We start from the raw sequence: 13357 nt of genomic DNA, 5'->3' as shown, positions 1-13357 counted from the left end.
GAAATTGAGAGACTTTTAAGCGCGACCTTGAGTCTCTCAGAGATTTATGGTGACGGGGAATGCCTTCTGGCGTTCCCCGTTTTTATTTGTATTTCTTCATTTTTCCTCCGTTTGCTTTTTAACATCTGGTTTTAATCCTAGACGTACAGCTATTTTATGTGCTTCGCCTCTTATTCCACGACTTCTTCCTGAGATAACGGCATATACATTTCTTTTATCAAAACCTTCTCGTTCAGCCCATTCTGAAATTGTTTCTCCACGTTGTTCAAATTCTGTCTTTAATTTTTTTAATTTGTTCATGATATTTGAATAAGCTTTTATAAAGTTTAAAAAGTATATTAAGTGAAGGGGTAGGTCAATGATTAATTTCTCTAAGTTATTGATTAATTTACATATTTGTGTCTTATTTACCTTGTGTGTGGTAAATAAGACACGTCTATTTAAAGAAATGAGAATAAAATTACTGTTAAAAGAAAGGTATATTAAGAAAAAAATCTTTATTTGTCTTAGGGTTACTTAGGTTATTTATAGTAAATACATTGTAAGGAAATACATGTTCTGTGAACTTCTATCTTTTTATTTAGTTACCTAATTTAATGTTGTTATTTTTCTAATGACTATGAGTAAATAATCCCTCGAATTAACTATTTTGTTATCCTAAATAAATCATGAACAAAAAAGTCAATAGAAAACATCTTAGTTCTTTAGATATTTTGTTTTCGATATTCTATTTTTAGGTCGCCGGCACATATGAGCATTATTTTTTTTCTGTAACTTTTTCATCTGCTCCAAACCACAATACCAAGTAGACTCCTTCCTATAATTTTCATTATTTTTAATGAAAGAGGGTTTACACGTTTACATATTGGATTTTTCATCTTTTACATTTTTGTTTTATTTGTCACCAGCCATATTGTCAAAATTATTTCCTTTGGCACCATCTGGATTAGTTCTTAAGTGAGTCTTTGTACCTTTTCTTCTAACTGCATGTGTGATGTCACCATCGCTATTAGCTTTTGCATCTATAATTGTTTTCTTAGCCATAATGTTAATCCTTCAAAATATGTGGTTTTGTAAGTTATTTGCAGATAGAGTTGATCGAATTCCAAAGTCGCTTAAATATTGATGGTTGTTCGGTTGTTTCTTTTGGAATTGGTTGAGATATTGGAATCTCAAGTTTTTGGGATTGAGACTTTTTCACATATTGCTTTTCTTTAGCAACTCTATCTTGCATTCGTATTTCTTTGATTCTGCTTGAAGACATGTCACTTGCCCAATTCACACTGTTTCGTGTAATCCAGTAATGTGAGCGGCAAGGAAAGCTCCAATTTCCAATTGATGGAGATAAAGAAACGGAATCACCGTTGAAGTTTAGTTCCCAATCTGTAGATGAAAACGGAGTTACTACTTCTAAACCACAACCACAGCAGCATAAATGCACTGCCGTGGTGTATGGGATAGATATATAGAGAATACCGTCATCAATTACTTCTGGGATATTCTCAACAAACTCATGGGTTAGGGCTTTAAGCTTCATGAGGTTTCATCGCTAGTCATTTGATTGACGTTGGTTGAATAGGTCGAGTTATGCTCATTCTCAATATCTTGATAGAACCCACAAATCTTCTTCCACTTTATTACTGCCATCGCTGCGTTCAACATATTCATATCAGCAATTTGTATATTTTGGCTATACGCATCGTCTTCTAATGGTGCCGCAAATGATATTCGATCGTTTAAGTGGTCAGATTTTTCATTTGAAATACTGGTTACCCGACATGTACCTAGTAATTCATTGTCAACTAAGTGCAATCCCATGCCAACGTCAATAAATGGAATGTTATTTTTCATCATGTATTCAATGATTGGCTTTTTTGCCAAGCCATTGTCGATACAAAGAAAAATAAAATTGAAATCAACTAACTGCAGAAGATCCGATTCATTCAAATACACGTGATGAGCAATAATTCCTTTATGCATGTGTGAATATTGTTCTTTCAGATAATCTACCTTACTTAGTTTTCTCTTAAGGTTTTCTAATGTTGCTGCACCTGGTGATCGAAAGGCATTGTGTTGTTGATATTCATCACCATCGAATAAATGAATTTCTCTGATTGGAGTTTTCGCCAATAGATCCAGTATATAAGAGCCTGTCCCACCTAAACCGATGACTGCTATTTTGTTAACAGCAAGCTTTTCTGATAGAGCACTTATCCCAGCTCTACTAGAGGCTGTATCTTCATAAGCAAAAGGAGAATCATCATTTTTAGGTTGAATTACCTTAAAAGTACAGGCTGTAATCTTAGGATCTATTGCTTTTGCAGGAGCACTAATAATTTCAATATAACGAGTTATTTTCTCATGATAATCTTTGTACCCGGTTGGTGGTTTATTTGAAAAAGAATGGTTTGTAGTAATTTCTGGTGTAAGTTTTTTTATTGCAGAAGAATGACTTATTGCCATAATTATTGCACCACCCTTATCACAAGGGTGGTCTCCAATAAAATGAATTACATGAGTTGCTGGTCTTGTGGTGATATCACCACTTAAACTTAGATCAGATACCAATGTTCCAATTGCTATTTCACTTTTCGAATTAACATAAGGAACAGAATTAACAATTAGATGGCCTGATGTAATTTCAATTTCATAACCTTCATTTTGTAAGCGCTGGAGGTCTGGGCTATGATTTATCAGTAGCTGTGACATTGAACACTCCTCCATCTTTAATGCATACACTTTCGCCTTTAACTAAACTTCCTTCCGGGCTACAGTCGCATCCGCGTTTGTAGGTAATTGTATAAGCTGTATTCGGATTTGTCGGTTGATTTGGAAAAGCTAGTTCTACAAGTTCAGAGAACGATAATTCACTAGAGTCTACGGTTTTGGTTTTACCATTTATGATGATTTTCACTGATGATTGTTTGGAATAGATTTTTTCAAGACCAGAATCATCCAGATTAACGCAGATGTCACCGTTTATTTCAATATCTGCCTCTGAACGTTTCTCAAGCCATAAGTTATGATTTTCAGGAATGTTTCCTATCATTTGTAAAGCTTGTTTGTTTATAGTATTGCTACCCCAAGGGTATCTTCGGCCATTTAATTCTAAGTTAAATGTACGGTCATTTTTAAAGAGGTAGAAACTGTGATCGTTTGTAGATATATCGACTAATTCACGCAGGTTGATTTCTTCTAGCATTCCGTCTTGCTGGATGTGTAAAAGAATATATTCCTCTGGTTGAAGTTTTCCAGTTTTTTCTATTATTTGCTCACCAGTGAGTTTGAAATCAGTTGTGGTTAATTGTTGAAGTTTGAATTGCTGGTTAATGATTGTGAGTGAAAAAGGTTCATCACATTGGCTGTTGTTAGAGTGCATATAATTATTTCCGTTTAATTTAATCTGATTAATCAGATTGGTTAAAAAACACACTTCTGTGTGGTTAATGAAATTATAGCACATTAATTCTGATTAATTCAATCCAATTAATCAGAATTAATTAATTGGTTGATAAACGAACTCTTTGCCTCCTGTTTCGGATGATTCTTCTGTTCGAATTATAAAACCTTGATTAAAGAACTTTTTCAATTTTGCACTGGCGTTTTGAACTGATATTTTCAAATCATGAGCGACTTGTGAGGTAGTTACTTTCTCTCTTTCATAAATATATGAAATTAATGGCTGTGTTGAATCTTTTAATTTTGGACCAATAAATTCAAATTTATTGTCATTCCAAATAACAAGAGGTTGATCTTTAACATCAGCTGCATAATTCCAATTATCAATTAAATCTCTATTCTTTAAATCTGAAAGGAAAAACCATTTTTCGCCACGATAATGTTTTGCTACCGATACAACACTTTCACGGGGAAAAGAAGCATCAGTGGCAACAATACCTTCTAAAGAGATACGAAAAACACTTATTGTAGGATTGTTATCTATATAATCCACAAGCTTTCTAAATGCTTCTTTACCTTCTTCGCTACCAATAGGGCGTGGTTCTTCAGTGACTTCGAGAAGTTTTATTACGTTTTTATTCTGTTTCATGATGTTAATTTAAGGAGAATAAGTGTCATTAGTCAAGCTGAAATCAAAACAAATATGAGTTCCTCTGATCAAAGGCATACCAAATTTACATGTGTTTTCTATTATTTTCTTGCTTGAATATTTAAATGTAAGTTCAAAATTATCCTGTCTAACTGTTATTTGAGCTCTATTATCTTTAGCAAAATTAGAAGCTACTTTAGCAGCACTTTCGCTACTTCGGTGAAGACCTGATCCATCGCCTTTACCATTTCTGGAAATTTTACCATTTTTGAAAGCCTCAATAACAAGAAACGCTCTATCCTTGCTTTTAGTCAAATCATATTTTGCCGCTAGTTCTGGGTATTTCTCGCTAAGAATAGGTTCTAATGTTCCTGCAATCCCTTTTCCACTATCTGAAATGACAGCTTGGATTCTAGGATTGTTCTTATCGTAAATTTGAAGAGCGGCAAAACCTGGTATTGGAGACTCAGAATGTTTATTCACATTCCCAATTAACTCACCTAAAATAGTAAACATTAAAACTTCATCACCATTTTTTATATTCTCGAGATAATTTTTGTTAAGTTGGCGAGTGATTTCTTCACATGAAGATTTATGGTTTATTTCACGAAATTCAACAAGTCTTTTATTTCCACCCATATATTTCTTTGATCTGGAGTCTTTGGGTCTTTCTGGAAATACCTCTACATTCGCATTTAGTAAGTGAAAAAAACCAGCTCTATCTAGGTAACTAAACACTTGAGGATCTTCAATTCTTAAGGCGATTGATTTGTTTTCATATGCAAGTTGATTTGTAAGAGCCAGTGTTTTTGATATTGCTTCTAAAAGGATTTTACTTTTTTTTGGAATTACTATGATTATATTATGCGCTTGAAGGAGGAGAGGAGAACCAATTTTTTTGAGGTTTCTTTCAAAAATCTCTGATGATATCCATCCAGATGTAGATAGTGTTAATTCTAAAGTCTTTATAATATTTGTAGGGTCTATTAGAGACCATTTATGTTCAGAGCACTGACTAAAAATATTATCTTCTTCTCTTAAGAAAACACTAATTTTAGATCTTAGGAAACCAGTATGTTTAGCTATCTCTCTTGCTTTTAGTCCAGGTTTGATTGTAAGAAGCTTGGTTATTTCATTTAACATATGGAGGATGTCAGGCTTAATTGTTTTATTAATATTTTAGCTATTATTTTTATTTAGATGATGGTTTCAATTAAACGAGATGGTAACTGAATAATAATTGTTATCTCAATAAATGTGTCGCAAGAATCTCACCTTATGTGGCGAGATTCTCACTTTATGTGTCGCTCCACGATAAAATTTTTAAATCAACCCCAATCAAGCGCCCCACCAGTCTGATACTCAGTAACCCGAGTTTCAAAGAAGTTCTTTTCCTTCTTCATATTCGCTTGCTCGTCTAACCATGCTGAGCGATTTTGTGCGCCTGGGAAAGGCTCTTCCATGCCTAGCTGGCGTGCGCGACGATTCGCAATAAAGCGGAATTGCTCGATGTGGTCTTCTGCTGTGTAGCCTAGGATTGGGTTCTTTAAGATGTAATGCGAGTAGGCTTGTTCTGCCGCTTCTGATTCATCCCACATTTCACGTATCGCTTTTGGGTCTAGTGTTACGTTGTTTTCTAGCATGATCTGCTTTACAACGCGGATACCGAATGACGCATGCATGACTTCGTCACGCATGATGTATTGCAACTGCTCTGATGTACCTTTCATTAAGCCACGACGTTGTAGCGAGAAGATTGGTGTAAAGCCGTTGTAGAACCATGTGCCTTCGAATATACCTGCGAAGAAGGTGTATGCCATAACAAATTCATTAAGGTCGTCAGGATTCTTTAGGTTCATGTCTGAACGCATGACTGAATCTAGACGACGGTTAGCGAGTTGGATTTTGCCATTGATCGCTGGTACGACTCTGTAGCGATTGTAGATTTCGCTTTGGTCAAGACCGATGGTTTCGATACAGTGCTGGTATGTCCATGTGTGTAGTGCTTCTTCGTATACCTGACGTGCCTGATAAATTTGTAGCTCTGGCGCTGTCATTTTTTCCATCACGGCCAGACCGATATTACGCATGGCGAGAATATCTGAAGTCGTTAAGTAGGCGAGTACGTTTTCGTAGACGTGTTTTTCAGCATCGTTTAGTTTGTGCTGGTAGTCTTGTACGTCTTGCGCCATGTTGATGTCTAATGGCGTCCAGTGGTTTTTGTTTGCGTTTAGGAAGTATTCCCACGCCCACGGGTATTTGAACGGTGCTAGCTGGTTTACGTCTGCTTCGCCATTGATTACTCGCTTGTCGCTCGCTTTAACGGGCGCAAGTGAGTCTGCGATTTCTACCTGATCGCGCTCGATGCCTTCAATCGCTTGTTCTGCTAATTTAGCATCAGCTGGCGATGGTGCAGCCGCTTCTGCAACTGAACCGGGAAGCACAACACCTTTTTCTTCTAGTGAAGAGCCGTCAAAGTCCATACCGCCTAGTACACTGCTAGTTGCATAAGATGCTGCTAGTGATTGTGGCTCAGCCTGTACTTCTGTTGCCTGAGCGTCAGCTGTTAATGTATCAGCTGAAGGTGGTACCGCTGCCGTTGTTGGTGTCGACGTGCTTAGTGGATCGTCCCAATTGAGCATTATATGTTCTCCGTTTCTGACGTGCGTTGTTAGCTCGCGCTTTGTTAGCCCGTAATGTTGTTGTTTTTGTAGGGCGGTGTGATTTTGACTTAGTCATAAAAAGTTACCGCTTCCTTCGTTGTTATTGCAGCTAACTAATGCGCCTTTCACCCATCTGCTGCGTAGTCCTGCGATTTCCGTTGCTCACGTATTCAATGTACGCTGCGCTCCGGTTTCTCAGACGCCTTGCTTATGGGCGAAAATCACATCATTTAGATGCAGTAAAGTTAAAATGTCGCTTCTCGATTAAAGGGGAGAAGCATTCCCTTCGATGTTCTATTTGTTTCTAATTTGTTTCTTTTCAAAAAACAGCCCCAAAGTAGGGGGGTGCCTTTTGATACGTACTGCTTCTGGCGCCTGAATTTGTATTGGTAGCTAGGCGCAAGGTTCTCGAAAGCTGGGAGCATACAATGTGTATGTGACCAGTTTGAGAGGTCCTTGCAACAACGCTAACGATGCAAAGGCAGGTGCCAGATCACTGGCATGCGTCGCAATCTGGATCTAGTATCGAACACGCCGCTGGCGCTGCAGACCCTACCGACTCAGGCGCTTCTGGTGCAACATTCTCACGAACATTACTGCTGCTTTCCTGTGTCTTCTCCATTGCTGTGGCACCCATCGAACGTAAGTAGTAAGTGGTTTTAAGACCACGTACCCATGCTAATTTGTAGAGGTTGTCGAGTTTAGCGCCCGATGGCTCTTGCATGTATAGGTTCAATGACTGACCCTGGTCAATCCATTTCTGGCGACGACTTCCTGCTTCAATCAACCAGCGCGAATCAACTTCAAACGCGGTTGCGTATTTCGCTTTAAGGTTCTCTGGAATACGGTCAATCTGTTGTACGCTGCCGTCGAAGTATTTAAGATCGTTGATCATTACTTCGTCCCAAAGACCTAGATCTTTAAGCTCGTTAACCATGTATGGGTTAATCACGGTGAACTCGCCAGAGAGGTTCGATTTAACAAACATGTTCTGGTAAGTCGGCTCGATTGACTGGCTAACGCCACAAATATTCGAGATAGTCGCTGTCGGTGCAATTGCCATGGTGTTTGAGTTACGCATGCCGTGCTCTTTTACATGCTCGCGTAGTGTGCTCCAATCCAGACTAGTTGATTTGTCTACCTGGTAGTATTCGCCACGTTGCTCTTCCATTAGCTCGATTGAGTCAATCGGCAAGATGCCCTGGCTCCATAAAGAACCGTCGTAGCTTGGGTAAGTACCGCGCTCTTTTGCAAGCTCAGATGAGGTCTGGATAGCGTAGTAAGAAACCGCTTCCATACTGCGATCAGCAAACTCTACCGCTTGTTGTGATGCGTAAGGAATGTCTTGCTTGTATAGCGCATCCTGGAATCCCATCAAACCTAATCCAACTGGACGATGCTGCATATTAGAGTTACGCGCTTGCGGTACACTGTAGTAGTTGTACTCGATAACGTTATCTAGCATGCGCATTGCAGTAGTAATGGTTTTCTCAAGCATTGGCATGTCGATGCCATTCTCGGTTGTGTGAGCTGCAATGTTGACTGAGCCCAGGTTACATACCGCGATTTCGTCATCGTTGGTGTGTAGCATGATTTCAGTACAAAGATTTGAGCTGTGCACTACGCCAACATGCTGGTTGCTGTAACGGATGTTACAAGGATCTTTAAAGGTGATCCAAGGGTGTCCTGTTTCGAACAACATGCCTAGCATTTTGCGCCATAGGTCGACTGCTTTGATTTTCTTGAATAGGCTCATGTCACCGCGAGCGGCTTTTTCTTCATAAGCTTCGTACGCTTCTTTGAAAGCTTTACCTGAAAGGTCGTGTAGGTCTGGCACTTCTTCTGGTGAGAACAGTGTCCATTCGCCTTCTTCTGCGACACGTTGCATAAATAGATCAGGAATCCAGTTTGCTGAGTTCATGTCGTGGGTACGACGACGCTCATCACCGGTGTTTTTACGTAGCTCGATAAACTCTTCGATGTCTACGTGCCATGTTTCTAGGTATGCACAGATTGCGCCTTTGCGCTTGCCACCCTGATTAACTGCAACTGCAGTATCATTGGTAACTTTCAAGAAAGGTACAACCCCCTGTGATTTCCCGTTTGTGCCTTTGATATGAGACCCTAGACCACGCACACGCGTCCAGTCATTCCCTAAACCACCGGCGTACTTGGAGAGCAATGCATCATCTTTAATAGAACTATAAATTCCATCGAGACTATCAGGCACGGTAGTAAGGTAACAGGAGGAGAGCTGAGGACGACGCGTTCCTGAATTAAACAGGGTCGGCGTGCTACTCATAAAGTTAAAACTGGAAAGGAGGTTGTAAAACTCGATTGCACGTTCTTCGCGGTTGACTTCATTGATCGCCAAGCCCATTGAAACGCGCATAAAAAATATTTGAGGTAATTCAAAACGCACGTCGTTATCGGTGTGAATAAAGTAACGATCGTAAAGTGTTTGAAGGCCTAGGTAAGTGAACTGATGATCACGTTCTGGTTTAAGCGCAGCACCAAGCTTCGTTAAGTCGTAACGTGTTAGTTCTTCGTCGAGTAGTTCTAATTCAACCGCTTGTTTAATGTATTTTTTCAAGGTTGCAGGGTAGCGTTTAGCCATCTCTGCCTGTGTTGCTTCTGTATGACGACCGTTTAGGTAGGTCAGTGCTTCAGTACGCAAATTGTCTAGTAACAAGCGCGCAGCCACCATCGAATAGTTTGAATCTTTATCGATGTTGACGCGCGTTGCCATTACTAACGCAGAACCGACATCCTCTTCCGGGATGCCATCAAATAAATTCCGCAATGCCTCTTTTTCGACAGTTTCCTGATCAACGCCGTGTAAGCCCGAAACGGCTTCTGCGATTACTTTGCGCAGACGGTTTCTATCGAGTGGCTTGGTGTCCCCATTTGATGTGGTGATATTTATAGACTCTTTCTTAGAGGTCTTTTTCGGTGCAGTTTGTTCTGCTTTTTCGGCACGCGCGTGGGCGCGATCTTCGCGGTAGATAACGTATGCACGTGCTACTTTACGTTCACCAGAACGCATCAGTGCAAGTTCTACCTGGTCTTGAATATCTTCGATATGGACAACACCGCCATCAGGCATGCGACGGAATAGGTTGTCATTAACTTGTTGTGCCATCACTCTAACGGTGTCGTGAATACGTGATGATGCGGCTGCTACGCCACCTTCGACACCAAGGAATGCTTTAGTCAGTGCAACTTCGATTTTGCTGCGATCGAAAGGCGTTACCTTGCCATTACGACGGACTACTTTGTAAACGGCGTCTTCCTGTGCAGAGGTTCTTTGCATCGTTTCGTCGATAGCATCAGTTAAGACAGATTTGTTTTGTGGGTCTTGAGAATCATCGATGACGGTATTCGCGAAATTATCGTTAGAGCCTGATTGCATGCTTTATCCTTTATTTGTGCTTTGGTGCCTTATGAGGACACTAGTAATGACGAGGTTAAAAAATTCTGTTATTGCAGATGCTGTTGCAGAGTTTTTGTCCTTGTTAATAAATGTTTCTGTCTATTTTTTGGGTAATACTTATTGCGCTCAAAATTCACGCCCTGTTAAGGTCGTGCAATCAGTCTTTTAGTTCATCTTTAAAGCGTCTATTTGTGAGTAATTTTTTAGCAAAAATATTTCCTTATTTTTATTGAGGCAACGGTTTAATGTGTGATCATTTTATTTAAAAATTACTGATCAGGAAATTTACTAACAGTCTGTAAATTAGAACTTCAATAAAAAGTAGCAATACTATAGAGTGTGGTATGGGTTATCGTCAAGCACAACATATTGTGTTTAAGCTTGTGGAAAGGTGTATATAATCTGTGGATAAGTTGGGTAAAAGTCCGTATCGTCAGCACAGACGCCTAGTGCTGGCGGAGTAGTCCTTTAAATAAAAATAAAATTTATTTTTTTTGCGTTAGAATTCATTCTTTATATCGTCAAATAACGCGATTTAACGGCGTAAAAATAACGAAATAAAAGTCAGTGAAATTATACGCTTTTTCTATAAAAATGAGAGGAATAGCTTAGCTTATTCATCGAGTTTTTAGTTAAAAACTGACGGGTTTAAGGTTTTCTTGAAAGCCGAAATTATTTTTCGACGTTAAGTCTAAAACACAGGAATAATGGTAATTATGTCATATAAGGTTACTTTGCAACCGAGCGAACACACGTTTGAAGTTGAAGAAAATGAATTGATTTTAGATGCGGCTTTACGTCAGGGAGTTGGTTTTCCTTATGGTTGTCGAAGTGGCTCATGCGGTACCTGCCTGGGTAAAGTTGTTTCGGGTGAAATTGAATATCCACAAGGTTTGCCATTAACCGTTATGGAGCATGAACACGAGCAGGGCAAAGCGGTATTTTGTGTGTCTATCGCCAAATCTGATCTGGTACTTGAAGTTAAAGAAGTGAGCAGTTCTAGCGATATAGAAATCAAATTGTTGCCGGCACGCGTTATTTCATTAAGAAAATTAGCAGACGATGTGATGGAAATGCAATTGAAACTGCCAGAGTCGGAGCGTTTGCCTTTCCGTGCCGGTCAGTACATTGAATTCATTATGCGTGATAAATCACGACGTGCTTTTTCTATCGCCAATTCTCCATCTAATGATGAATACCTCGAATTACATTTGCGCCATGTGCCAGATGGTAAATTTACCGATCACGTATTCAGCGAGATGAAAGAGAAAGCATTGGTAAGAATAGAAGGCCCATACGGAAGCTTCCATGTGCGTGAAAATTCTAATAGACCGTTGATTCTGGTTGCAGGTGGCACTGGCTTTGCTCCGATAAAAGCAATGATCGAACAATTGATCGAGCAAGCCGATACGCGCCCGATACACTTATATTGGGGCGCAAGAGCCAAAGCCGATTTATACCGCGCTGATCTGGCCGAGAAATGGGCGTTTCAATACCCGCACATTGAATATATTCCGGTGTTATCTGATCTTGAGGAAGGCAGTGACTGGGAAGGTAAAACAGGCTACGTGCATGATACTGTCGCGGAAGACTTTGCCGACTTATCGGGCCATGATGTGTATTTAGCTGGACCGCCAATAATGATTGATGCGGCTAAGGCAGCATTCGCAAAGCAAGGATTGCCGGAAGATCAAATATTCTCGGATGCGTTTGAATACGCGGCTGAGAAAGAAGCATAAGCAAGAACAAGTATCTTGGAGCTAATAGCTTGGAACTTGTATCTAATAGCTTTGCACTGAAAACAGGTCGCTAAAAAAAGCCCTCAAAGTAGGGGGGTGGCTTTAGTTTTAATGAATATCAGTTTTCATCTATTGATAGCTTTAAATAGAGCCAAAAAAGCCTCGACAATAGATAGCTATGCCGAGGCTTTTTTATATATTAGATTTTCTGTCAGGAGCATCTGGCGTTGTTAATTAAACGATGAATAATCGGTGCCAGAATAATTTCCATCGCCATCCCCATTTTTCCACCGGGAATTACGATTGTATTTCGACGCGTCATGAATGAGTCGTGCAACATATTCAGTAGATATGGGAAGTCGATCATAAATTTATTCGGGTCTTTAAATCGAATCACAACAAAGCTTTCGTCGGCAGTTGGGATATCACGCGCAATAAATGGGTTTGAGGTATCAACCGTCGGCACACGCTGGAAGTTGATATCCGTTTGTGAGAATTGCGGTGCGATATAATTTACATAGTCGGGCATGCGACGCAGAATGGTATCTACTATGACTTCCTCGTCATAACCACGTTCTGCATGGTCACGATGAATTTTTTGTATCCACTCCAGATTCACGCTAGGTACAACACCGACCCCTAAATCTACATACCTGGGTGCATTAATGTCGCTTGCCTTGTCGACCACAAGTCCGTGTAAACCTTCGTAGAAGAGCAGGTCAGTTCCCGGTTTAATATCTTCCCATGGGGTGAATTCTCCGGATTCTTTGTAGCAACCTAATCGTTTATTTTGCATTTCAGCTTCGCTGGGGCTGTGTAAGTAATAGCGTTTTTTTCCTGTGCCCGTCGCACCGTACGATCTAAATGTTTCTTCTATCGCTGCAAAATCATTCGCTTCCGGACCAAAATGGCTGAAGTGATTGTTACCATTTTCGGAAGCTATTTTGAGGTGACTGCCAAAATCCTTTCGACTTAAACTATGTAGACTATCGCCTTCGACAATTTCCGGATTTATTCCTTCACGTAAAAAGATATTTTCGAAAGCGCGTTTAACGAAGGTAGTCCCTGCGCCAGATGATCCGGTTACAGCAACTACAGGATGTTTTTGTGACATATAGCTCTTCTCGGTTCTGTTTTCTGGTTTAGCTATCTGATTCAACAAACTGACTTGATAATTAAGTCATATTAAATAAACAGACTGCTTAGTCATTTGGATAATTAATGTTTCTCTTACTTGGTATGCGGAAGCGATTCTAGCGGTAATCTTTATTCACAATGGCTAGTCAGGCAGAACCCGGTCAGGTTTTGTGAATATGAGCTTCTTTAAGGTGAAGAGTATTTTGTAATAATTGACTCATAAACGAAACTAAGTATTAAGTGGTGCTAATATAAGGAATGCTTATGTTTTGTAATGAGCAGGCAAAATATTACTATTCAAATTTTAAGCAGGCTTGTAAAAATCAGCCATAGATAT

General features: G+C 39.7%; 11 protein-coding genes. 1 reads left to right on the top strand and 10 read right to left on the bottom strand.

Translation table 11 applies throughout. The features are described from left to right. Positions 1–96: 96 nt before the first annotated feature. The 9 genes from OO007_RS10160 to OO007_RS10120 all read right to left on the bottom strand — a co-directional run bounded on the left by OO007_RS10160 (position 97) and on the right by OO007_RS10120 (position 10123). On the bottom strand, positions 97–300 hold the full coding sequence (locus tag OO007_RS10160; RefSeq protein WP_325808706.1) for a DNA-binding protein: 204 nt from the start codon (positions 298–300) through the stop codon (positions 97–99). A 594-nt stretch (positions 301–894) separates the two neighbouring features. Beyond that, positions 895–1044 carry a hypothetical protein gene (locus OO007_RS10155; protein ID WP_325808705.1) on the bottom strand — a complete coding sequence of 50 codons (150 nt, stop codon included), beginning with the start codon at positions 1042–1044 and terminating at the stop codon, positions 895–897. A 34-nt stretch (positions 1045–1078) separates the two neighbouring features. Then, complete coding sequence (locus OO007_RS10150; protein ID WP_325808704.1) at positions 1079–1537, bottom strand: DUF6527 family protein; 459 nt, start codon at positions 1535–1537, stop codon at positions 1079–1081. After that, complete coding sequence (locus tag OO007_RS10145; RefSeq protein WP_325808703.1) at positions 1534–2709, bottom strand: ThiF family adenylyltransferase; 1176 nt, start codon at positions 2707–2709, stop codon at positions 1534–1536. The genes OO007_RS10150 and OO007_RS10145 overlap by 4 nt, the downstream gene beginning before the upstream one ends. Continuing rightward, on the bottom strand, positions 2684–3379 hold the full coding sequence (locus OO007_RS10140; RefSeq protein WP_325808702.1) for a multiubiquitin domain-containing protein: 696 nt from the start codon (positions 3377–3379) through the stop codon (positions 2684–2686). Before OO007_RS10140 ends, OO007_RS10145 begins: the two co-directional genes overlap by 26 nt. Positions 3380–3496: 117 nt before the next feature. Continuing rightward, positions 3497–4048, bottom strand: a complete 552-nt coding sequence (locus tag OO007_RS10135; RefSeq protein WP_325808701.1) for a DNA-binding protein — start codon at positions 4046–4048, stop codon at positions 3497–3499. A gap of 9 nt (positions 4049–4057) precedes the next feature. Then, complete coding sequence (locus OO007_RS10130; protein ID WP_325808700.1) at positions 4058–5191, bottom strand: ATP-binding protein; 1134 nt, start codon at positions 5189–5191, stop codon at positions 4058–4060. A gap of 185 nt (positions 5192–5376) precedes the next feature. Further along, a complete protein-coding gene (locus tag OO007_RS10125) occupies positions 5377–6690 on the bottom strand; it encodes a ribonucleotide-diphosphate reductase subunit beta (protein WP_325808699.1) in 1314 nt (437 codons plus the stop codon). Between the two features lie 514 nt (positions 6691–7204). Beyond that, entirely contained in the window at positions 7205–10123 is a 2919-nt protein-coding gene (locus OO007_RS10120; RefSeq protein ID WP_131907510.1) for a ribonucleoside-diphosphate reductase subunit alpha, read from the bottom strand. 737 nt (positions 10124–10860) lie between these two features. On the opposite strand from OO007_RS10120, the gene OO007_RS10115 reads away from it, so the two are divergent. Then, positions 10861–11883: a CDP-6-deoxy-delta-3,4-glucoseen reductase gene (locus tag OO007_RS10115; RefSeq protein WP_325808698.1), complete on the top strand. Its 1023-nt coding sequence runs from the start codon at positions 10861–10863 to the stop codon at positions 11881–11883. Between the two features lie 211 nt (positions 11884–12094). On the opposite strand, the gene OO007_RS10110 is transcribed toward OO007_RS10115, so the two are convergent. Continuing rightward, on the bottom strand, positions 12095–12997 hold the full coding sequence (locus tag OO007_RS10110) for a phosphoribulokinase (protein ID WP_325808697.1): 903 nt from the start codon (positions 12995–12997) through the stop codon (positions 12095–12097). Between the last annotated feature and the right edge of the window lie 360 nt (positions 12998–13357).

This window comes from Cocleimonas sp. KMM 6892 (genome assembly GCF_035798195.1).
Classification (GTDB): Bacteria; Pseudomonadota; Gammaproteobacteria; order Thiotrichales; family Thiotrichaceae; genus Cocleimonas; species Cocleimonas flava.
Note: the sequence above shows the minus strand (reverse complement) of the source record. Positions and strands in the feature narration are given on the sequence as shown.